Raw genomic sequence first — 21479 nt, 5'->3', positions numbered from 1 at the left:
GGCTTTGCAAAGGGGCTAAAGCGTTATTTTATAAGGGTAGCGGGCGGGTAAAGGCAATCAGGTTATGCATTTTTTAGCTTGGTTAGCAGGGGGCTTTGTTGGTTTCAAACTTCGCTTAACCAAATTAAACTAGCCATCCTGCCGGTGCGCTGATCGCGGCGGTAAGAAAAAAACCGTTCCGCATCGCTTACTGTGCAATAGTCACCCCCATAAATTGTGCTAATTCCTTGCGCATTAAGCCTTTGCTTTGCAAGTAAATAGATATCAACCAGCCATTTTCCATGTGTGGCTGTGGCGTGAAATGCTGCGCTGGCGGCTGGGTTTTGTGCGGTAAATGCGGCTTTTACTTCATCGCCTACCTCAAAAGCACTTGGCCCAATCGCAGGGCCTAGCCACGCCATTAGGGTTTCTGGCGCGACATCCATTTGGGCAATCGTTGCTTCAATCACGCCATTACAGAGGCCACGCCAGCCTGCATGGGCCGCGCCGACGACGGTTCCGGCTTGATTACACAGCAAAACAGGCAAGCAGTCTGCCGTCATAATGGCGCAAACGGCAGAGGTAACATGTGACACGCTGGCATCGGCTTCGGTATTTTGGGCGGCCGTTGCTGCGTTAACTACGTGCACGCCGTGTACCTGTGTAAGCCAGAGTGGATCAGCAGGTAGGTAGTGACGAACGATGGCGCGGTTTTGCTCAACAGCTTTTGGGCAATCATCAACATGATTGCCCAAATTAAGACTGGCCCACGGCGCATCACTGACGCCACCGTGACGGCTGGTTGAAATGGCCTGCACCGTTGCTGGTGCAGGCCAATCAGGCCTGATCCACATTGGGGGAAGGGGCTTATTCACGGACATACATGACTTCGCAGTCACTATCGTCAATATCCCAATCGTCTTCCCAATCCTCTTCTAGCATGCCGGCGTCTAGGCGCAAGACATTGATTAGCATTTCCATATCTTCAGGAAGAGCTGCTTTCCAAGTCATGGTTTTGCCTGTTTCTGGGTGAATCAGAGACAGTTTTCTAGCATGTAGCGCCTGACGTGCAAATTCACTCAGCGCAATACTGACTTCAGGTGAGTGTATTCTTGGCTTGCCGCCGTAGATTGGATCTGCAGCGAGTGGATGGTTTAAATGCGCCATATGCACTCGAATTTGATGCGTGCGGCCGGTTTCTAGCTGACATTCAATCAAAGTATGTGCGGTAAAGCGCTCATGCACCTTGTAATGCGTAACGGCATGCTTACCCGAATGCACTACGGCCATCTTAATTCTTTCTTTAGGATGGCGGCCAATTGGGGCATCTACTTTACCATCTGCGCCAAATAAACCTTGGGCAACAGCGGTGTAATGGCGCTTAACTGTACGAGCTTGTAATTGTTGCACCAAGCTGTTTTGTGCTTTTAAGTTGCGTGCAATCACCATTAGCCCACTGGTATCCTTGTCCAGTCGGTGTACGATGCCAGCGCGGGGAATAGTTTTAAGCTCTGGGTAGCGATAAAGTAAGCCATTCAGTACAGTACCAGTCCAGTTGCCTGTGCCTGGATGTACAACTAAGCCTGGTGCTTTATTTAGCACAAGTAAGGTAGCATCTTCGTAAATAATATCCAGCTCGATATCTTCAGGCTGAAAAGCACTTTCGTCTGGTTCGGGTTGGGGTAAGACACTAATCGTTTCACTGCCCCATAGTTTTGTTTTGGGGACGGCTGGATTGCCGTTAAGAAAGACTAAGCCGTCTTTAATCCATGTGGAGAGTCGGTTACGGGAAAACTCGGGCAGCATCTTGGCTAAAGCAGCGTCCAAGCGCTCCCCTGCCAAATCGGATGGCACGGTCAGGACACGCGCCTGCTCGAAGTCGTTATAATCGTTTAATTCGTTTTCGGAATGCATCATGAATAAGATTCTACCGCGATTCATCGTCTCTGCAGTATTTGCCGGATTATTGGCGGGCTGCGCATCCACTCCAGAAGAGCAGGATGAAACTCGTGGCTGGACTGCGGAGAAGATTTTTGCTGAGGCAAAATCAGAGCAAGAAAGCCGCAGTTATGATCGATCCAATAAGTTATTCGAAAAGCTAGAAGCGCGCTTTCCTTATGGGCGGCACGCACAGCAAGCACAAATAGAGACTGCTTATAATCACTATAAAAACCAAGAGCCTTTGCTGGCTTTTGCCGCAATCGATCGCTTTATTAAGCAATACCCAGCGCATCCAAATATTGATTACGCCTACTATTTAAAGGGCTTGGTCAATTTTAATGAGGCACAAGGTTTCTTATCTAGCGTGGTAAAACAGGATATGTCTGAGCGCGATCCTAAGGCCGCTCGCGAATCCTACGATACCTTCCGCCAGCTGGTTACGCGTTACCCAGAAAGCAAATACGCTGCCGATGCTACGGTGCGTATGGGCTACTTAGTTGGGGCATTAGCTAACTTAGAATTACACGTAGCTAAGTATTACTACAATCGTGGTGCATTCTTAGCGGCGGCTAATCGTGGTAAATATTTACTAGAAACCTATTCGAACACTAAGCAAGTTGAGCCTGCTTTAGGCATTATGGCTTTGTCTTACGATAAGCTAGGTTTGATCCCACTGCGTGATGATGTAAAAAAAGTATTGCTTAAAAATTACCCAGAAACCACAGTATTGGATGAGAGCAGCTTATTCACTGATTCTGACTGGTGGAAGCCTTGGTAAGGAATATTTAATTTATTTTCGAAAGGGGGGTTTACAGGCTTAATTTTGCTCTGTAATATTCGCATCTCTTTCGGGGGGTATAGCTCAGTTGGTAGAGCGCTTGCATGGCATGCAAGAGGTCAGCGGTTCGATTCCGCTTACCTCCACCAGAATTAAATGAGCCATAGTTGTTATCTAAACTGTAACTTATTAAATAGAGTTTTAGATTGATCCCATCGTCTAGAGGCCTAGGACACTGCCCTTTCACGGCGGCGACCGGGGTTCGAATCCCCGTGGGATCGCCATCTAATCTTAGTTTTACCGTGCGGCTGTAGCTCAGTTGGATAGAGTATCTGGCTACGAACCAGAGGGTCAGGAGTTCGAATCTCTTCAGCCGCACCAATCAGTTTTAAATGCTACTCAGTTTATAAGAGTTAGCTTAAAAGTATGATCCCATAGTTTAGCGGTTAGAACACTGCCCTTTCACGGCGGCGGCCGGGGTTCGATTCCCCGTGGGATCGCCAATTTAAAAAACCTGCCCATGTGGCAGGTTTTTTTTCGTCCGCACCATTCCAACCATCCCCGTGTAAAATTCTGAGGGGAATCTTTTTCTAGGAATTTAATCAATATGGCAGCTTTGGGGCGTTTTCTCTCGGTAGAAGGCATTGATGGCGCGGGGAAAAGCACGCAACTAGCCTGGATTGCACAGTGGCTAAAGCAGCAGGGTGTGGCTTTTGTGCAAACACGTGAGCCAGGCGGAACGGCTTTGGGCGAAAAGCTACGAGATTTGCTGCTCAGCGAGCCTATGCATCTGGAAACCGAAACCTTACTGATGTTTGCAGGCCGTCGAGAGCATCTAGAGCAAGTGATTAAGCCTGCATTGGCGCGGGGTGAGTGGGTGCTATGTGATCGCTTTAGTGATGCCAGCTACGCTTACCAAGGCGGTGGAAGAGGTTTGCCGCGTGAGAAATTTATTGCGCTTGAAGAATGGGTACAAGGTGTGGCCCCAATAAGATTCAACCTGATTTAACCCTGATTTTTGATGTACCCTTGTCGGTTAGCCAAGAGCGGATGGCGGGGGGCGTACTTTGGATCGGTTTGAGCGTGAAGCTGCTGATTTTCATGCCAGAGTGCGGGCCGCTTATCTGGAAAGAGCGTCCAGTGAGCCGCAACGCATTCGAGTGATCAATGCCAATCGTTCTTTGGAAGAAATTCAGCAAGAATTAGTTGAGATATTAAGCGCCATCCTTTAAGAGCACCTAGATGAAAACACTTTACCCTTGGCAAGCCGCAGCTTGGTCGCAATTGATGCGCGAGATGGATAGACTGCCACATGCCATGCTGATTACCGGTGAACAAGGCATTGGGAAAAGACGTTTTGCAGAATACTTAGCCCAGTTTCTACTTTGCGAAGACGAAGCTAAAACCACGGCACCTTGTGGTATGTGTGATGGATGCCGCTGGTATATGGCGGGAAATCATCCCGATTATCGCGTGCTTTCGCCAGAAGACAAGGAGAGCGATGCGAGCGAAGAAGGCAAGCCTAAGCGTAAATCGCAGGTGATTGGTGTAGATGACATCCGAGATTTGGCTGATTTTGTTAACTTAACTGCACACCGCAAAGGCATCCGTGTCACCGTGGTTTATCCGGCTGAAACGCTGAATGTGGCCGCGGCGAATGCCTTTTTAAAAACACTAGAAGAGCCGCCATCAGGCGCGATGTTTATTCTGGTATCAAATCACTGGCGGCGTTTATTACCGACGATCCGCAGCCGTTGTCGCGTGTTTCCAATGGCTACGCCAGAACATGTAACGGCGGCGGCATGGTTGGCGCAGCAGCAGGTGGTCAATCCTGTACTGCATTTGGCGCATACGGGCGGCGCGCCCTTGGCAGCTTTAGAAGATGCAACTGCCGAATGGTTGCCTAATCGCAAAGCATTTTTGGCGCATATTGCCAATCCAGCAGTTTTAGATGTGCTGGCTGTGGCTAGCGAGCTAGAAAAGGCTAAACTAGAGATGTCTCTAGTGGTGGGCTGGTTGCAAAAATGGGTCCATGATTTAATCAATATCAAGATGACGGGAAAACTTCGCTATTATCCAGATTGGGAGAGCGATTTACAGCGCTTAGCAGCGCAATCCCCCGTCTTTTTTCATTATACCGATCGTCTTAATGAGGCGATGCGCCTAGCGCACCACCCTTTAAATCAGCGATTAGTATTTGAGTCTTTGCTTTTTGCCTATCTGGATGCATTGCGTAGTAGTAAGGGGAAAAAATGAGTGAACCAATTAAGGCCCCATTATCGCGGCCTGGCGTATTGTCGCTAAATATTAAAGAAAAAGCTGCTCTGTATGCTTCGTACATGCCTTTTTTAACAGGCGGCGGTATTTTTATTCCAACCAATAAAGCATATGTATTAGGCGATGAAGTGTTTATGTTGCTTTCGCTGTTGGATGATCCCGCCAAAATTGCCGTTTCGGGCAATGTGGTGTGGATTACCCCACAGGGTGCCAATAATAATCATCAGCAGGGAATTGGGGTTAAATTCTCGGCGAATGAAGCGGGCAATCAAGCTAAAACCAAGATTGAAGGCTTGTTGGGCGGCTATTTGCAATCGGCTCGCACCACGCACACCATGTAGGGAATCTCGAAAAACCTATCTTTCGCCATAATACGGCGTTGCGCATTAAAAAATCTTCTTACATATCAAACATATGCAACGTCGATTTTTTAACACGCGCCTAGTCTTATTTCGAAGGATAGGCTTTTCGAAGCCCCTTGTTGTTTTCCTGAATTTGCCTCTTTGAAGCCCTATGTTTATTGATTCGCACTGCCATATTAATTTCCCCGATCTTGCTGCCAATATCGACCCGCTGCTTGCCAATATGGCAGAAAATAAAGTGACGCACGCGCTTTGCGTGGCAGTGAATTTGCCTGAGCTGCCCTCTGTGTTGGCCTTGGCGGAAGCGCATGCCAATATCTTTGCTTCGGTAGGTGTGCATCCTGATTACGAAGATACACCAGAGCCAAACGTAGAACAGTTGGTAGAGCTAGCTAAGCACCCTAGAGTGGTTGCTATTGGCGAAACGGGGCTTGATTACTATCGCTTACAAGGCGATTTGGAATGGCAAAGAGAGCGCTTTAGAGTACATATCCGCGCTGCCAAGCAGGCAGGCTTGCCGCTGATTATCCATACTCGTTCATCCGCAGTAGACACTATTCGCATCTTAAAAGAAGAGGGCGCGGATGAAGTTGGTGGGGTATTGCACTGCTTTACCGAGACTTGGGAAGTGGCGCAGGCGGCGATGGAGCTAGGGTTTTATATCTCAATCTCTGGCATTGTTACTTTCAAAAAAGCTATTGAGTTGCAAGAAGTGGCTCGGCTTGTGCCGTTGGATAGGCTGCTAATCGAAACTGATTCGCCTTATTTAGCACCGGTGCCATATCGTGGTAAACAGAACCAACCCGCTTGGGTTAGACATGTAGGTGAATCGATAGCAGATTTACGCGGAATTAGCGTTAATCAAATTGCAGATGCCACGACAGCTAACTTCTTTAAGCTATTTGCAAGGGCGCAAAAATGAAAGTAGAGGTGCTAATTTTGGGTGTGGGTTCTAGCGGTGGTTCACCAGCGCTAGGCTGCTCTTGCCCAACCTGCACCTCTAGCGATTCTAAAAATAGCCGTAGTCGCGCATCATCGGTACTACGGGTTGGGGCAAAACATTTCTTATAGATACTGGCCCCGATTTACGTTATCAAGCCCTGCGTGAGCAATTACTGCACGTGGATGCGGTGCTTTATACCCATCCGCATGCCGATCACCTTAATGGGATCGACGATTTACGTGCATTTTGCTGGCTGCAAAAAGCGCCTATTCCTGTATTTGGCAATGAATTTATGCTTGAGCATATTCGCCAGCGTTTCCCTTACACGTTATTTCCACCAAATAATTTTTGGGATAAGCCGGTATTAACGCTACATCCTGTTGGCGATAGCACCTTTGAATTTGCTGGGATTGCCATCGAGCCTATTCCGCTGATGCACGGCAAATGGCCGATTCTTGGCTACCGCATCGGCAAAGTAGCCTATTTAACAGATGTATCAGAAATCCCCGCAGAGAGCCTTGCTAAGCTTCAGGGCTTAGATGTTGTGCTACTCGATTGCCTACGTCGTGTGCCACATCCTACGCATTTTTCCGTAGATCAAGCCATCGCAGCGGCCAAGCAAATAGGGGCCAAGCAAACCGTGATGATTCATATGACGCACGAGCTAGAATACCACGTGCTCTCGCAAGAATTACCAGCCGGCATGGTGGTGGGCTTTGATGGAATGTGCTTAGTGAGCGAGGTAAATAGCAGCCTTTAGCTGCCTTGAGTAATGTGCTGATATGACTCTGCTTCTATACGATGTTTTTTAGTAAATTTTCTTTTTATTTGGCCCGTAGCGACGGGCTTTTTTTTCGCCTTTTGCTCTGTATTACTCTGCGCTTCCAATCCGGTAGTCTCGGTATTTTTATCGACTAGGTATGTATTAAATTTAAGCAAGCTAGAGAAAAATACCTAGATTTCAGCTATGGTTTAGCTGGTAATACTTATTTATTTTGAAAAAATATGAAGGCTTCATTAATAAATATCTTATGAGAAATTTACTAATTATCTTGTTGTTTTTTGCTTCATACTTACATGATGTCATGGCTGCAGAACAAGTGACGCTGCAATTAAAGTGGAAGCATGCGTTTCAGTTTGCAGGCTATTACGTTGCCAAACAGCAGGGTTATTATCAGCAAGCAGGATTAGATGTCCAGATTAAAGAAGCTGAGGCCAGCACTAATGTGCTGGATGAGGTGTTGGCGGGTAAGGCGAATTTTGGAGTGGGTACCAGTAGCTTGCTGCTGGCAAGAAAAGCGGGTAAGCCTGTGGTTGTTTTAGCGGCTATTTTTCAGCATTCTTCCTCTGTATTGATTACTCCTGATAAAGGTACAACACAAAGTATTCAAGATCTAAATAATAAACACATTATGGTGGAGTCACTTTCCTCTGAAATTTTTGCTTATCTAAAGCGTGAAGGTATTGCATTGAATCATCTGCAGATCGTTCCGCACAGTTTTAAAACTGATGAACTGTTAGCCGCCAAGGTGGATGCAATCACTGCATATACCATTTATGAGCCTTTTCTATTGGATAATGCGGGCTTTCGTTATCGAATATATAGTCCTCGTACTGCAGGTATTGATTTCTATGGTGATAATCTATTTACTTCTGAAGCAGAAATTGAGCAGTACCCAGATCGGGTAAAGGCGTTTCGAGCCGCTAGTTTACGGGGGTGGGAATATGCGATGGCTCATCCCGATGAAACGATTCAACTCATATTGAATACATACCCACAGCAGCGCTCAAAAGAGCACTATCAGTATGAATTTAGTCAAATGCTTGCATTAATGCGTAGTGATCTAATCACCATTGGTTATATGAATGCTGTCCGATGGCGGCATATTGCAGACACTTATGCAGAAATTGGCATGTTGCCAGTTAATTTTCCTTTGGATGGGTTTTTATATGATCCCAATCCTAAAGTTGATTTAACCTGGATATATACCGTTCTCGCTGCTGTATTTGCTCTACTGGGCACGGTTGGCGCAATTGCACTGCATATTTATCGGCTTAATCAACGTTTGGCTGTGAGTCTTGCCGAAGTAAAACAGGCTGAGCAGCGTTTAAAAGTGTTTTCAACCGCCATTGAGCAAAGCCCAATGGCGGTATTGATTGCTGGGCCTGATAATATCATTCAATATGTAAACCCAAAATTTACGCAAGAAACGGGATACTCTTTCAATGAAGTGCTAGGGAAGCCCAGTAATATATTGCAGGCCGATATAGTGGATTACGTAATATTTAAACGAATGTGGAAGCAACTGCAGCAAGGAGTCTTATGGAGTGGCGAATTAAATATTCGCCATAAAACGGGTGAAACTTCTTGTGCAGAAGCCCATATTGCGCCAGTCAAAGATTGTGATGGCCAAACAACCCATTATATTGCGGTATTGCAGGATATAAATGAGCGAAAGCAAATTCATACTAAGCTTGCTCACGCCGCACATTACGATATGCTCACTAGCTTGCCCAATCGATCATTGTTATTTGAGCGGATTAGTCAATGGCTATTGGCGGCTAAACGTAATAATAGCAAATTAGCTTTGATGTTTATTGATTTGGATAAATTTAAACCTATTAATGATAAGTATGGCCATGCGGTGGGTGATTTTCTTCTGCAAGAAACAGCCAAAAGAATGGTCGCCTGCCTGAGAGATTCAGACAGCGTTGGCCGAGTGGGAGGAGATGAGTTTGTTGTGCTATTGCCTGAAATAGCAAGCGATAACGACGCTTATTCGGTTGCAGAGAAAATCCGCATAGCTTTGAATCAACCTTTTAATATGGCAAATAAGCAACTCGATATTTCATCTTGTATCGGTATTGCTATTTATCCTGAGCATGGCGAAGAATTAGCCGAGTTGATTAAAAATGCGGATTTGGCCATGTATCAAGCGAAAGAGTTAGGGGGTAATAAGGTTAGTGTTTTTACTACACCCACTTGAAAGCTATCATGTACAATTTTATTGTGCTTGCTTAACCTCTTGAATGCCATCTTTAGCTGCATAGTGCTTATGTATTACTATCAATTTGTTTTTTATTAATTTAATGAAGTTAAAAATAAATTGGCCAAATATTTTTTAGGATAGAAAAAAATAGCAGTATTTCTTTATCCGGGCTATATTTTCTTTGAAATCGCCGCTACGGTTGAATTGCTCCCTCAATATCTTGCAGCTATTTTTGCATAAACTCGTGTATTGCGCAGCGTGCCATCCGGATCTTTCCGTTCGTTTTTTAGCAATCCTTCAAGCTGAACCCCAGATTTTTCTGCTACGCGCCAGCTGGCGGTATTTAAATCGTCAGAAAATATTTCTAAGCGTTTGGCGTTTAAATACTTAAAAGCGAATTCGCTAATGGCGTTGACGGCTTCGGTGATTAAGCCGTGGCCGTGGAGTGAAGTTCGGCACCAATAGCCAATTTCAAATTTTTGGGTATCCCAGTCCATTCTTGTTAATCCTGATGCACCAATAAACTGCCCCGTTTCTTTTAAAAATAGCAACATGGTTAAATTAGTTCGATCAATAAATTCGGCTTGGCTTTTTCGGCAGTATATTTCTGCATCAGCGGGGTCTAATTCGTGCATGGCCCAAGGCTAAGAGGCGGGATAGCGGCGCAGCTCTGTAATTGATTCTAACTTGGCTTGGTGCATAGCTACGCCATCGCCTGCACGTGGGCTGCGAATAATAAGCCGTTTTGATTCAAAGTGATCGGGAAAATCAAGCAGGATGGGCTTGATTGTCATGGTATTTACGCAGTGCATAAAGAATAAATATTGAGCATTTAAATTAAATACTCAATGCCTGTAAAAATTCATCTGAATCAAAGCCATCTTTCATTTGGTGGCCGCGCACAATCAGAAATGGCGTACCGATTGCACCGTAGCTATTAAATTCTTGTTGGCAGTGCTCTTCAATGCTCATATTGCATTCGGTAAAGGCAAAGTTGTTTTGCTTGAGCCAATATTAAGCTTCCACACAATAAACGCACTCTGTGGTGGAATACATTACCACTTCATTTGGTTTGACCGTACTGGATAATTGATTAATTTGTTGGCTGCTATAGCTGTCACTGGATTGGCTGGGGCGCTGATAATGCCTCCAAGCGGCAGAGAGTGCGCCAATTAGGATAATGAGGGTAATAATACGGCCCATTTGTTTTCCTTTGGCGGCTGGTCAGTAATATGTGAGTGCCATATTACGGTGTTTTTTCATTATCTTGCAAATGATGTTATGAATAGCAGGGCAGAGGTGGGGTTAGGTATTTGTGATCTAAATACGGAGTGCAGTGTAGATATTAAAGGCTGTTTAGCAAAGATGAAACCCACAGATTGCTTGGGCTTCTATCGCAAAATATATTGGGTTTCGTCTACGCTATTGATGTGCAGATTTTATATCATCTGCATACTGCTTAGTCCACGATGATAGGTAGCTTGGGGTGGCTATCTAGCTTGATTTGTAGTGGGCTATTTGCGGTCTCAAGCTCGCTGAGTAGTTTTTGTTCTGCCGGATTAGGTGCTCCTAGCCATTGAGCTGGACCATTTTCAGTTTGGTAGTGAGCCACTGCGCGTTTTTGCGCTGGTGCGTAAAGTACATGGACGGAATGCCCACAGTTATGTGGTTCGCAAACCGATCCTGCTAGGTAGTGTATTTGTCCTAAGACAATAGGGATCATCGGGGTGGAAGTCCCTTTACCTAGCCAACGCGGTGGCTTTATTTTGGATGTGGTAAAGGCAAGATTGAGCTGCTGGCGTAGTGTTTTATCTGCAAGATAAACGTCATAAAAATAGGCGCATTGTGTGCTGTCTATGCAGGCTATGGCCTTTGCACTGCTCCCGTTTTTAGCCTGTGCATTCAGTGGTAAAAAGAGTGTCGCAATGATGCTGGCGTAGATTGAAACTTACTTAATCCGTTGCATTATTTCCCGCTGTGATGGTCTATGCGGGCCATTGAATCATGGGCTGCATAGACCGTGTATTGATTTATGGGATGATGGTAGTGAATAAATAGACGGCAAAAATAACTAAGAGCACCACGCCTTGTAATACGGTGGTTTTACCGGTTTTTAGCGATAGCATCGTGATAAAGAGCGATAGCATCAGTAGTACGGATGACTTGATATCTAGGCCTAGGGTTAAGGTTAGGCCGCTGCTAAGTGAAAGTACGGCAACGGTTGGAATTGTTAAACCGATACTGGCTAGCGCAGAGCCTAGGGCTAAGTTTAAGCTGGTTTGCAGGCGGTTAGCACGCGCAGCATGGAAGGCTGCAATTGCTTCTGGCAAGAGCACTACAGCAGCAATAATAACGCCAACCACGGCTTTAGGCGCCCCCATATTGGCAACACCTAACTCAATACTGGGTGCAAGTGCTTTGGCTAAAAGCACAACGGCGGCAAGGCAAACTAAGAGTAAAAAAGCGCTGATTGAGGTGGTGCTAAGCGTAGGCGGCTCGGCATGAATTTCTTCGTCCTCAATCGCATGGTTAGGTAAAAAATAATCACGGTGGCGCACGGTTTGCACTAGCACAAAGGTGCCGTACAGCACTAAGGTGACTACGGCAATAAAGATCAGCTGGCTGGATGTATACACAGGGCCAGGCGCACTGGTGGTGTAGTTAGGCAAAATCAGGGTGAGCACAGCAATGGCCGCCAAGGTGGTGAGCGATGCGCTGGCACCATCTAAGCTAAAGCTTTGCTCTTTGTAGCGTAAACCGCCCACCAATAAGCACATACCGACTATTCCATTCAGAATAATCATCACTGCAGCAAAAACGGTATCTCTAGCCAAAGCCGTGGTTTCTGGCCCACCAGCTATCATTAATGAAACAATCAAAGCCACTTCAATAATCGTAACGGCTACAGCCAGCACCAAGGTGCCATAAGGCTCGCCAACTCGATGGGCAATGACTTCGGCATGGTGTACAGCAGCTAATACGCCGCCAAACAAGGCCAAGGTTAATAAGCCAAGGTAGACGCTGCCCAAGCTTTGCAAAGGGGTGAGGTAGAGTAGCCAAGCGATAATCGGGGCGGCAATTGTCCAGATAGGGAGTGTTACTTTCATTGTGGCGCCAGAGAAAAAAGATTCAACATAATATGCTCCAGTGTAAGGACAGTGATTTATCGCGAGTTTGGCAATATACGTACAGATATGCCGCATTGAACACAGAGCATCATAGCTCTGTACACAGTGAAAACAGACCAAGATGCAGCAAAGAAAAGCGCTTAGTTTTATATGAGATGATTTGCTAGTTTGTGCAAATCAGACGCTATTGCTTACATTGGGAATGTGTATTGCAGGGTGAATGCCATATTAATATATGGAGAATAACGCAAACAACTGTGCATTAATTTGAGTAGCTGGGCAATAAAAAGTTCACTAGCGCAGTTTTTTTGTAAATGATGATCTGGATTGTGGCGAGTGTTGAGAGCCGCTGGCGAATAAGTGCTGCAATGGGCGTATTCAATTAACATAAATGCCATATAAAAACCGCCTTGATCATAGCGTGGTTCTTATATGGCAAGAGCGAATAGCGAGAAGCTTTACTAAATTATGATTGCTTACGGCGGCGTGCAATCCATAAGCCGGTTAAGCCTAGGCCGATCAGAGCATATGTTTCTGGCTCTGGGACTGGCGTACTTATATTAATGTTATCAAATTGGCTGTTAGAGCCTACCCAAGAGACTTTGGTGATATTATTTTTATTAAAAACAAAGGTTTGCAGACCCTTGAGTCGATCAAGAATGACGGTTTCAAATGATGTGCTCTGCCCATTAAAAAAGCTAAATTGAATAGAGGCTGAATCCCCTTGATTAAACACATCGCCAATGTCAATGGATTTAAAATTAAAGAATGATTTATTAGCTTGCTCAAGACTGGTTTTGCTACCGCTGTAGTTTACAAAGACGGCAGCGTGGCCTTTATCGGCCTGAAACTCATCGTTTTTACCCCAAATCCCTAGACGATCACTGCCTTGGCTGTCATTTTTAATGACAAAGCCATTGGTTTTGATGCTATTGAAAGTTTGAAAAGTATCGTTGTGAGCTAAATGATTGAAATCGATCACGGTGGCATTTGCAAAAGTACTTAAAGCGAAAATAGCACTAGAGAACAATAGTTTTGTGTGCAGCATGAACTTTTCCTATAGATAGAAAATCACTGAATCCAAGTATTTTCTGTCTTGTTCCTTGCTGGTGTCAAAACATATGTTTCATTTGTTGTAAGTTTGGTGTTTGTTTGATTTGGGTTGCTCAGCAGCTACCCACGCAGCTGATGAGTTTTTATCTTTGTGCGCAGAGGGGGAGTGATCGATAAGTGTTGGCTGCTATTGTTTAGCAACAACAATACAGACCCTTCGGCTCGCTAGGTTGTGTTTTATGCTCGTTATGGTTTGTATTGGGTTGATTATGGCTCTGTGTGCGTATCAAACATCAACAGATCCTAAGCGTCCGATGAGCTGTCGGCTTAAGGTTGCGGCATTCGAGTGACGGTTACTATCTGGTAGACCCCACCAAATATCGTGCGTTTTTGCCAATGATATTGATCTGCGTGGCTGGCGTAATGACTAATTTCATTAGTCCATAACGCTTCGGCAAAGGGCTCTAGCTTGGCGTTTACCCACTTTAATATCCAGCGGATTGGCTGCCAGAGCGATGGGCGATGGTAATCAACAAACAATACTTTACCCCCATCAGGCATTGCGCTGAGCATATGGTCAACGATGCTACATTTTTTGTCATCAGGTACTTCATGTAATAAAAAGAAGCTGCAAATAAGATCAAAAGATTGCGCGCTTTGATAGGTGGCGGCGTCACTGCGGATTACTTTGGCCCATGGATATAACGCTAATTTGGCTTGTGCGTGCTCAATTTGTGCTGGGGTAATATCGCATAAATGAAATTCACCCTCCTGCCCTACTTTTTGAGCGACTTTACGTACAAGGTCGCCATAAACATGCGCCACCTGCCACACCTTCATACCTGGTTCAATTTCATTCAGATAGGCGCGCATCAGGCGCTGGTCATTCCCAAATAGCAGCACTTTAACCACCATATTATGGTCAAGTTGATTAACGCGTTTGGGGTTGACATAGGCCCAGTCGTAAACATCGGTCATATAACCAGGAACCCCTTCGTAGTAAGGGTCTGCAGGTAGTTTGGGGTGATTTTGTGTCATGGTGGCACGCTTTCTAGGGGATTTTCTTTAGCTTAATCTGAGGGGCGGCAGCATGCCTTGAGCTGGGCCAATATCTAGCTATTTAGGCTTAGGTGGGCCGCTTCTAGATGAGTATTGCTAAGAGAGTTGTATTTTTAATGGCGGATGAAACGTCAACAGACCTTAGCAGACTGTCGGACTTAGCATCAGTCAGCTGCAAAATCACCTGGTCGGCCCATATTTCAACAGATTTTTGACCAATAACTCGTTATTGGCGCTGCAAATCCGGCAAAATCTGGTCTCGACCATGCGATTTTTCGCTTCGACCGTCTAAGTCCGACAGGCTGCTAGGGTTTATGAGGGGAGCGGCGATTTATCGGGGTTTAATTAATGGATAAGGCAGGAAGGGAGCGTGCTGGTTTGTGAGTAATTACTATTTATAAGCCTGCTGAGCACATATAAAAAACGGCGCTTAGAGCGCCGTTTGGGGCTACTGCTGCAGCACGGCATGCCGTGCCGCTGCTTAGTGGTGGCGACCGCCCGATCGTTTGATCGGGGCAAATAAGGCGGCTACTGGGGTGTTTTCATTGCTTAATGGCTGTTGATCGCCACGCGGCTTAGTTGGGGTACGCGGTGCTGCGCTGCGGGTATCGCTGCGCGCGCCACGATCGGCATAATTGCGCTCTTGCGGTGCACGGCCTTGTGGCTGATCACTGCCAGTGCGTGGATTGCTACGGCCATCTGCTGCTGGGCGCGTTGCCGATGGGCTGCGTGCTTCGCCACGTGGATTGTTATTGAAGCGACCTTCACCAGCAGGGCGTGGTGCTGCGGAAGAAGGCGTTTCACCGCGTGGATTATTATTGAAACGGCCTTCTGGGCTAGGGCGTGCGTCAGGATTGAAACGGCTAGTTGGGCGCGCTGCTGGGCGGCGGCTATCTTCGCCAGCACGTGGATTGCTACGTGGTGGACGCGGTGCATCACCCGCTGCCGCAGCTGGGGCAGTGTTTGTGCGATTGTGCCCACGTGGAGGACGGCCACTATTTGGGTTACGTGGATCACGATTGCTATTGCGCGCTGCACCATTGCGACCATTTAAAATCGGCTCGGCTTTGATGCTTGGGTCAACCGCAAAACCTTCTACGCTTTCGCGGGTGATATCGCGTTTGATCAGTCGTTCGATATCGTTTAATAGCTTGTGCTCATCGACACAAACCAAGGAAATCGCTTCACCTTCGGAGCCAGCACGGCCAGTGCGGCCAATACGGTGTACATAATCTTCGGCGACGTTAGGTAGCTCAAAGTTCACCACATGCGGCAATTCTTCGATATCAATACCGCGAGCGGCGATATCGGTAGCGCACAGCACTTGCAGCGTGCCAGATTTAAATTCGGCCAGCGCACGGGTACGGGCGGCTTGGCTCTTATTGCCGTGAATCGCCAGCGAGTTAATGCCATCTTTGCTTAGCTGTTCGGCTAAGCGATTAGCACCGTGTTTGGTGCGGGTAAACACCAAAACTTGGAACCAATTTTTTTCTTTAATCAGCTGGGTGAGTAGCTCACGTTTACGCTCACGATCAACAAAATAGACCTTTTGCGTAATCATTTCGGCGGTCGCGTTGCGGCGAGCCACTTCGATCAGCGCTGGGTTATCTAAGAGGCCATCAGCCAGTGTTTTGATTTCGTCAGAAAAAGTAGCCGAGAACAGCAAGTTTTGGCGTTTGGCTGGCAATAGAGCAAGCACTTTTTTGATATCACGGATAAACCCCATGTCGAGCATGCGGTCTGCTTCATCCAGAATCAAAATCTCAACAGCACTTAAATCAACGGTCTTTTGCGACATATGATCGAGCAGACGGCCTGGTGTGGCCACCAGAATATCGACCTGACCTTTCAGCTGTTTAATTTGTGGATTAATACTCACGCCACCAAACATCATCATGGATTTAAGCGGCAGGTATTTGCCATAGTCGCGCACGCTTTCTTCAACTTGAGCGGCCAATTCACGCGTAGGGGTAAGAATCAGTGCACGAATTTTTTTGCCAGTGGCAGGTTTTGTGCTGAGTAAATGCAGCAGCGGCAGCGTGAAGCCGGCTGTTTTACCCGTACCGGTTTGTGCGCCAGCAAGTAAATCACCACCGGATAGCACGGCAGGAATCGCCTGTTGCTGAATAGGGGTTGGTGTGGTGTAGCCAAGTTCAGTAACGGCACGGACGATATTGTCCGCAAGCCCTAGGGCGGAAAAACTCATTCAAACTCCAGAGGAGGTATCGGCCTGTCGCCAAGAGTGGCGCCAGTCAAAGGCAGATGGGGTAGGTGATCTTACAAATATGGCATCAAGATAGCTCACTCAGCAACTTTTTGCTGAGCCTTGCATGTAAAAAACATTGCGAGGTAAAGGATTTAAGCTTGATGGCGTATCTGGGTGGTGTAGCGCGGAGACTGGGTAACGCGCCCACGGCCTGATTATACCTGTGTACTTGCATTGGCGTGTGAAGCAATCATGAATTAGTGCAGATTACACAGCGCTTATTGTTTATTTGTAGGGGCACGGTATGCCGTGCCCCTTACCTATTAAGCGCCGATAAAACGCATTTTAAAGCTGCGGCCTTTGATATTTCCTTGGCTCAGGCTATTAAATGCTTTATCCGCTACGCGGCGATCAATCGCCACATAGGTCATAAACTCATACACATTAATTTTTCCGACCTGCTCTTTAGTCAGGCCCGCATCGCCAGTCAGAGCGCCAAGTAAATCACCTGGGCGAAGTTTGTCTTTTTTGCCACCCATAATGCATAGCGTCACCATAGGGGCGCGTAGCGGGCCGCTGGCTTCGGCTTCTAGGGTGCTCAAATCAAACCAACGCACTGGGCCGCCTTGGTATTCTTCGATCAGGGTCACCCATTTTTTCTCGTTCGGGGCGCAAAGACTGAGGGCTAGGCCTTTATCGTGGCCACGGCCGGTACGACCAATGCGGTGGATATGTACTTCGGTGTCTTTAGATACGTCAACGTTAATCACCGCGCCTAGGCTTTGGATATCTAAACCCCGCGCGGCCACGTCGGTAGCAACCAGTACTGAGCAGCTTTGATTAGAAAACTGCACCAGAATCTCGTCGCGTTCGCGTTGCTCTAGCTCGCCGTAAAGCGCCAGGGCACTAAAACCTTGATCTCGGAGCTCGGCAGCAAGCTCTCGGCAGTGGATCTTGGTATTGCAGAAGGCCAGTGTCGAGACCGGTTTGTAGTGATTGAGTAACTGCGCCACGGCGGCGTTACGTTCCTCGTGTTCAACGAGGTAGAAGCGTTGTTCGATTTGACTATCAGCATGTTGTGCCTCTACTTTCACTTCGGCAGGCAGCTTTAGAAATTTAGCGCTGTCTTTACGAATGTTGTCGGGATAGGTGGCAGAAAACAGCAGGGTTTGGCGGCGCGTTGGGCAGGCACTAACAATACCGGCAATTTCATCGTAAAAGCCCATGTCGACCATGCGGTCGGCTTCGTCCAGTACTAGCGTTTGTACCGTGGATAAATCAATCGAGGCGCGGCCTAAATGGTCTCGGATACGGCCCGGTGTACCGACAATAATGTGCGCACCGTGTACTAGTGAGGCAATTTGCGGCCCCATTGGCGAGCCACCACATAGCGTCAGAATTTTAATATTGTCGGTAAAGCGCGCTAAACGGCGCAGCTCTTTAGAAACTTGATCGGCCAGCTCGCGGGTGGGGCAAATCACCAAGCCCTGAATGGCAAAGTAGCTAGGGTTAAGCTTATGCAACATGCCAATCCCAAACGCTGCCGTCTTGCCGCTACCGGTTTTGGCTTGGGCGATTAAATCGCGGCGCTCTAGAATCAGCGGCAGGCTGCGCGCTTGGATCTCGGTCATCTCAACGTAACCCAAGCTGTCCAAGTTTTGCAGCATGGCCGGCGAGAGAGGTAGATTGGCAAAAGATGTTGTATTCACAATGACTTATCTCGCAGACCAAAAGGGGCGGTAGTCTAGCAGGCGCAGCGCTTTAGAGCCAGCGCCTGCTAAGTAACATGGTTTTTCAGCCATGTTATTAGATAGATAAATATTACGTTGCGATACCGTGGATAGGATGGGGTGGCGTTCCTAAGCCATTTTTGCATCATGCCGTGATTATTTGCTTGTCTTCAGCCTAGTAGGCCGAGTCAGTACTGAGTACCCTAAAATAGAGCGAGCCAGCCGTTGTGGTAGCCAGCGCTTGAGGGTTTCTGCTAAGTCATGAATGCAGAGGGGTTTACTTAAGAAATCGTCCATGCCTACTGCTTGGCAGCGGTTTTTATCTTCTTGGTAGGCATCTGCAGTGAGCGCGATAATGGGGATGCGTTTGCGTTTGAATTGTTGCTCCCAGCTACGGATTAGTAAGCTAGCCTCATAACCATCCATGATGGGCATTTGGCAATCCATTAAAATTAAATCATATTGGCTAGCACTTTTTATGGCATCGAGAGCTTCTTGCCCGTGTTGAGCCAGCCCCGTTTGATAGCCTAAACGATCCAGCATGGCTAACACCACGACTTGATTAATTGGGTTATCTTCAACCACTAAAATACGATGTATCTGTGGTGTCTTTTGTAGTGGAGGTAATGCTTGGTAATGGATGGGATGGTGCTTTTCTGAATCTGTTACTTCATCAATAGGAATCTGAAACCAGAATTGTGATCCCTTGCCTAATTGGCTTTTTACCCCGATTTCGCCCCCCATTAGCTGAATCAGACTGCGGCAAATGGCAAGGCCTAAGCCTGTGCCACCATAGCGGCGAGTGATGCTACCATCGCCTTGGCTAAAGGTTTGAAATAGCTTAGAGATTTGTAATTCATCAATTCCATCTCCGGTGTCTGCTACCGTAAACTTTAAGAAAGAGTTCTCTAATTGCTCGAGCTGTAGGGTGATGGTTCCTTTCGTCGTAAATTTAAGTGCATTGCTTAGTAAGTTGCTAATGACTTGTCTTAGGCGATAAGGATCACCCCAGCAGCTAAAATGACGTGGTACATCAAACGATAAAACTAACTGTAGATCTCGTTGATGGGCTGTTTCTCGGAATAAATTGACAACTTCTTGTACTAGCTCCGCAGGTTGGTAAATCAGCGATTCTAATGCCATTTTCCCCGCTTCTACTTTAGAAAAATCTAAAATTTCATTCAGCAAGGAAAGCAGATTATCGCCGGAGCGAAGGATAGTTTGTGCGTAATTTAGGCGTTCTGCCTCGCCTACTTTTTCTTGCATCAGTAGCTGTGCCATTCCTATTACGCCATTAAGTGGGGTACGGATTTCGTGGCTCATGGTGGCTAGAAACTGGCTCTTGGCTAGATTGGCGGATTCAGCCTGCTGTTTGGCTTCAATAAGTAGTATCTCTTGTTGCTTGCGTATGATCATTTCTTGCTGCAAAACAAGGGTTTTGTTTTCAACTTCAATCGTTACACGGCGGCGGTCTGCACTTAAAATTAAGGCGAGATTTCCGATGACGGCAGTGGCGGTCAGGATACAAAATAACAGCACTAAGGAAGCACTGATGGTTTTACCTCCTAAAGTATGAGTTGGTTTATGCAAGATCAGCTGCCATTGCCGATTTGCAAACTTGAATGGCTGCTGAAAATAAACGCCGGTAGGGTCGAGTTGGCTTGAGCCTATAAATGAGGGGAAGGGGCTATTAAAATTAGAGTAAACCACTTCAGCGTTCCCCTCGGTAAGATCAAGGATTGCCCATTGCACTTGCTTGTGTTGTTGCATCAGTTTAAGCCAGCTCCGAATATCAATAACACCGGATACAATGCTTTCTACTTCCCCCGTTGCAGATAAAACAGGAGCCATCATGAGTAAGCCACCAGGCCCTTTTAAATCATCACTAAGTAAGATTTTGGGGCTAATGGCTACTTGATGGCTTGTAATAACGGCCTTTGCTGTTTGAGCTCGGCGTGGCTCGGAGAGCAAATCTAATCCCAATACTGAAGGGCTGGGTGGGCTGATCAGGGTTAAGGGTAAAACCCCTGTGGGATTGGGCTGCCAGTTGGCTAGACGGTGTATTTTTATATTATTTAAATTGAGGGTTTGTTGCAGCTGTTCATATTGGTGATCGTAGGGAGCATGGCGTAATAAGGGGGCCCAAGATAAAGTACGAAAGCTTGTAGAGGCTTGATAGCTTTGTTTTACAAAGGTAGAAAACTGCGGCAAGGATAATGGTTTAACCAGCTGGGCGAGGGTGGCCAAATTGCGCAGGGTTTGGGTGTTTACTGCATCTAATTTCTCAAAATCTTGGCTAATCGTGATTGCTTCGGTAGAAAACTGGCTTTGTATCTGTTTTATTTCACTGTTCCTGAGAAATAAATACACAAAGACAAAAGATGAGAAGGTGAGGAGAAGTGGTGTCACCACCATCCAGCGCCTATCCCTCCAAACTGGGCGTTTGTCGTAAAGAGCAATACAGAGCGGTGTAAAAATTAATATGCCCAGTGCATCCCCTAGCCACCAAGTGGATAAGTTTTGTGTAAGTAAGCCTCCACTTAAATAGCCTTTAAAGAATAAGGCGGTATTGGCAATAGTGCTGGCGATGGTGCCAGCCAAGAGCCCACAGCCACTAAATTGCAGAATACGTATAGGCTGATCCATTTCAAAGTGCGGATCAAATTTGCGTAGTAATCTGGCGCCAATCATGGCTTGTAAGACCGATGCAGCGGCAATAATAAGGGGTAAAATTCCCAGATCCCATTGCGGCCCTACGCTTGAATTAACGTACCAAGAGCCAATGAGTATGCTCGGCCAAATTTTGCGCCCATCAAATAGTAAGCAAGCAGCAAACGCTATCCCTGCTGCGGGCCAGATGGCCGTGGCATAGCCAGGAGGAAGTGATATCAGTAAGCCAAGCTTGCCTGCCACTATGTAAGCTAAGGCTAGGAGCAGATTCGTTAACAACAGACGCACGTTTCATACCCCATTGATCTACTGCCAGACGGACATAGACGAAGAATAGATCAGCTGTACAGGTTAAAATTACAT

Annotated in this window: 19 protein-coding genes, 4 tRNA genes and 1 pseudogene; 11 read left to right on the top strand and 13 right to left on the bottom strand. The window is 46.6% G+C overall.

Annotation, left to right across the window (positions count from 1 at the left end; genetic code table 11):
- Window positions 1–104: 104 nt before the first annotated feature.
- Together pgeF and rluD are read right to left on the bottom strand one after the other, a co-directional pair.
- A complete protein-coding gene (gene pgeF, locus C1H71_RS05145; protein ID WP_262488440.1) occupies window positions 105–833 on the bottom strand; it encodes a peptidoglycan editing factor PgeF in 729 nt (242 codons plus the stop codon).
- A gap of 13 nt (window positions 834–846) precedes the next feature.
- Complete coding sequence (gene rluD / locus C1H71_RS05140) at window positions 847–1896, bottom strand: 23S rRNA pseudouridine(1911/1915/1917) synthase RluD (protein WP_130105610.1); 1050 nt, start codon at window positions 1894–1896, stop codon at window positions 847–849.
- Between rluD and C1H71_RS05135 the strand changes: the two genes are divergently transcribed.
- The 11 genes and pseudogenes from C1H71_RS05135 (at window position 1895) to C1H71_RS05085 (ending at window position 9267) form a co-directional block, all read left to right on the top strand.
- Window positions 1895–2698, top strand: a complete 804-nt coding sequence (locus C1H71_RS05135) for an outer membrane protein assembly factor BamD (protein ID WP_130105609.1) — start codon at window positions 1895–1897, stop codon at window positions 2696–2698. The genes rluD and C1H71_RS05135 overlap by 2 nt on opposite strands.
- A 73-nt stretch (window positions 2699–2771) precedes the next feature.
- Window positions 2772–2847 (top strand) — tRNA-Ala (locus tag C1H71_RS05130).
- A gap of 59 nt (window positions 2848–2906) precedes the next feature.
- Window positions 2907–2982, top strand: a tRNA-Glu gene (locus C1H71_RS05125).
- 20 nt (window positions 2983–3002) lie between these two features.
- Window positions 3003–3079: transfer RNA gene (locus C1H71_RS05120), tRNA-Arg, on the top strand.
- Window positions 3080–3126: 47 nt separating this feature from the next.
- A tRNA-Glu gene (locus C1H71_RS05115) sits at window positions 3127–3201 on the top strand.
- A 104-nt stretch (window positions 3202–3305) separates the two neighbouring features.
- Window positions 3306–3930: pseudogene (gene tmk, locus C1H71_RS05110) on the top strand (dTMP kinase).
- A 10-nt stretch (window positions 3931–3940) separates the two neighbouring features.
- Window positions 3941–4954, top strand: a complete 1014-nt coding sequence (holB, locus tag C1H71_RS05105) for a DNA polymerase III subunit delta' (RefSeq protein WP_223145993.1) — start codon at window positions 3941–3943, stop codon at window positions 4952–4954.
- Window positions 4951–5316: a PilZ domain-containing protein gene (locus C1H71_RS05100; protein WP_130105608.1), complete on the top strand. Its 366-nt coding sequence runs from the start codon at window positions 4951–4953 to the stop codon at window positions 5314–5316. The genes holB and C1H71_RS05100 overlap by 4 nt, the downstream gene beginning before the upstream one ends.
- A 172-nt stretch (window positions 5317–5488) precedes the next feature.
- Window positions 5489–6259, top strand: a complete 771-nt coding sequence (locus C1H71_RS05095; protein ID WP_130105607.1) for a TatD family hydrolase — start codon at window positions 5489–5491, stop codon at window positions 6257–6259.
- A gap of 109 nt (window positions 6260–6368) precedes the next feature.
- On the top strand, window positions 6369–7040 hold the full coding sequence (locus C1H71_RS05090; protein ID WP_308418308.1) for an MBL fold metallo-hydrolase: 672 nt from the start codon (window positions 6369–6371) through the stop codon (window positions 7038–7040).
- A gap of 271 nt (window positions 7041–7311) precedes the next feature.
- Window positions 7312–9267 (top strand): ABC transporter substrate-binding protein, encoded by a 1956-nt coding sequence (locus C1H71_RS05085; protein WP_130105606.1) that lies wholly within the window; start codon window positions 7312–7314, stop codon window positions 9265–9267.
- A gap of 215 nt (window positions 9268–9482) precedes the next feature.
- Here C1H71_RS05085 and C1H71_RS05080 read toward each other — a convergent pair whose 3' ends face one another.
- The 11 genes from C1H71_RS05080 to C1H71_RS05040 all read right to left on the bottom strand — a co-directional run bounded on the left by C1H71_RS05080 (window position 9483) and on the right by C1H71_RS05040 (window position 21404).
- Window positions 9483–9905 (bottom strand): GNAT family N-acetyltransferase, encoded by a 423-nt coding sequence (locus C1H71_RS05080; RefSeq protein WP_223145992.1) that lies wholly within the window; start codon window positions 9903–9905, stop codon window positions 9483–9485.
- A gap of 9 nt (window positions 9906–9914) precedes the next feature.
- Window positions 9915–10064, bottom strand: coding sequence for a hypothetical protein (locus C1H71_RS20950; protein WP_223145991.1), 150 nt, complete (start codon window positions 10062–10064; stop codon window positions 9915–9917).
- A gap of 43 nt (window positions 10065–10107) precedes the next feature.
- Window positions 10108–10242, bottom strand: coding sequence for a DsbA family protein (locus tag C1H71_RS20945; protein ID WP_223145990.1), 135 nt, complete (start codon window positions 10240–10242; stop codon window positions 10108–10110).
- Window positions 10243–10284: 42 nt separating this feature from the next.
- Window positions 10285–10473: a hypothetical protein gene (locus tag C1H71_RS05075; RefSeq protein ID WP_130105605.1), complete on the bottom strand. Its 189-nt coding sequence runs from the start codon at window positions 10471–10473 to the stop codon at window positions 10285–10287.
- Window positions 10474–10729: 256 nt separating this feature from the next.
- Entirely contained in the window at window positions 10730–11035 is a 306-nt protein-coding gene (locus C1H71_RS20940; protein WP_262488438.1) for an inhibitor of vertebrate lysozyme family protein, read from the bottom strand.
- Window positions 11036–11300: 265 nt separating this feature from the next.
- Window positions 11301–12377 carry a calcium:proton antiporter gene (locus C1H71_RS05065; RefSeq protein ID WP_130105603.1) on the bottom strand — a complete coding sequence of 359 codons (1077 nt, stop codon included), beginning with the start codon at window positions 12375–12377 and terminating at the stop codon, window positions 11301–11303.
- A 487-nt stretch (window positions 12378–12864) separates the two neighbouring features.
- Window positions 12865–13446, bottom strand: a complete 582-nt coding sequence (locus C1H71_RS05060) for a PEP-CTERM sorting domain-containing protein (RefSeq protein WP_130105602.1) — start codon at window positions 13444–13446, stop codon at window positions 12865–12867.
- Window positions 13447–13778: 332 nt separating this feature from the next.
- Entirely contained in the window at window positions 13779–14489 is a 711-nt protein-coding gene (gene rquA, locus C1H71_RS05055; protein ID WP_130105601.1) for a rhodoquinone biosynthesis methyltransferase RquA, read from the bottom strand.
- Between the two features lie 502 nt (window positions 14490–14991).
- The gene (locus C1H71_RS05050; protein ID WP_130105600.1) at window positions 14992–16716 is read right to left on the bottom strand and encodes a DEAD/DEAH box helicase; all 1725 of its coding nucleotides are present in this window, start codon (window positions 16714–16716) and stop codon (window positions 14992–14994) included.
- A gap of 323 nt (window positions 16717–17039) precedes the next feature.
- Complete coding sequence (dbpA, locus tag C1H71_RS05045; RefSeq protein ID WP_130105599.1) at window positions 17040–18425, bottom strand: ATP-dependent RNA helicase DbpA; 1386 nt, start codon at window positions 18423–18425, stop codon at window positions 17040–17042.
- A 177-nt stretch (window positions 18426–18602) separates the two neighbouring features.
- Complete coding sequence (locus tag C1H71_RS05040) at window positions 18603–21404, bottom strand: ATP-binding protein (RefSeq protein ID WP_130105598.1); 2802 nt, start codon at window positions 21402–21404, stop codon at window positions 18603–18605.
- Window positions 21405–21479 lie beyond the last annotated feature (75 nt).

This window comes from Iodobacter fluviatilis, from assembly GCF_004194535.1.
Taxonomy (GTDB): domain Bacteria; phylum Pseudomonadota; class Gammaproteobacteria; order Burkholderiales; family Chitinibacteraceae; genus Iodobacter; species Iodobacter fluviatilis_A.
The sequence above is the reverse complement of the archived record's forward strand: the minus strand, read 5'-3'. Positions and strand labels throughout refer to the sequence as shown.

Excerpts from the sequence above, each read along its gene's own strand:
- rquA (WP_130105601.1), bottom strand. The coding sequence starts at position 14,489 with ATGACACAAAATCACCCCAAACTACCTGCAGACCCTTACTACGAAGGG.
- C1H71_RS05095 (WP_130105607.1), top strand. The coding sequence starts at position 5,489 with ATGTTTATTGATTCGCACTGCCATATTAATTTCCCCGATCTTGCTGCC.
- rluD (WP_130105610.1), bottom strand. The coding sequence starts at position 1,896 with ATGATGCATTCCGAAAACGAATTAAACGATTATAACGACTTCGAGCAG.
- C1H71_RS05075 (WP_130105605.1), bottom strand. The coding sequence starts at position 10,473 with ATGGGCCGTATTATTACCCTCATTATCCTAATTGGCGCACTCTCTGCC.
- pgeF (WP_262488440.1), bottom strand. The coding sequence starts at position 833 with ATGTGGATCAGGCCTGATTGGCCTGCACCAGCAACGGTGCAGGCCATT.
- C1H71_RS20950 (WP_223145991.1), bottom strand. The coding sequence starts at position 10,064 with ATGACAATCAAGCCCATCCTGCTTGATTTTCCCGATCACTTTGAATCA.
- C1H71_RS05100 (WP_130105608.1), top strand. The coding sequence starts at position 4,951 with ATGAGTGAACCAATTAAGGCCCCATTATCGCGGCCTGGCGTATTGTCG.
- holB (WP_223145993.1), top strand. The coding sequence starts at position 3,941 with ATGAAAACACTTTACCCTTGGCAAGCCGCAGCTTGGTCGCAATTGATG.
- C1H71_RS20945 (WP_223145990.1), bottom strand. The coding sequence starts at position 10,242 with ATGAGCATTGAAGAGCACTGCCAACAAGAATTTAATAGCTACGGTGCA.
- C1H71_RS05135 (WP_130105609.1), top strand. The coding sequence starts at position 1,895 with ATGAATAAGATTCTACCGCGATTCATCGTCTCTGCAGTATTTGCCGGA.
- C1H71_RS05065 (WP_130105603.1), bottom strand. The coding sequence starts at position 12,377 with ATGAAAGTAACACTCCCTATCTGGACAATTGCCGCCCCGATTATCGCT.
- C1H71_RS05085 (WP_130105606.1), top strand. The coding sequence starts at position 7,312 with ATGAGAAATTTACTAATTATCTTGTTGTTTTTTGCTTCATACTTACAT.
- C1H71_RS05080 (WP_223145992.1), bottom strand. The coding sequence starts at position 9,905 with ATGCACGAATTAGACCCCGCTGATGCAGAAATATACTGCCGAAAAAGC.
- C1H71_RS05050 (WP_130105600.1), bottom strand. The coding sequence starts at position 16,716 with ATGAGTTTTTCCGCCCTAGGGCTTGCGGACAATATCGTCCGTGCCGTT.
- C1H71_RS05060 (WP_130105602.1), bottom strand. The coding sequence starts at position 13,446 with ATGCTGCACACAAAACTATTGTTCTCTAGTGCTATTTTCGCTTTAAGT.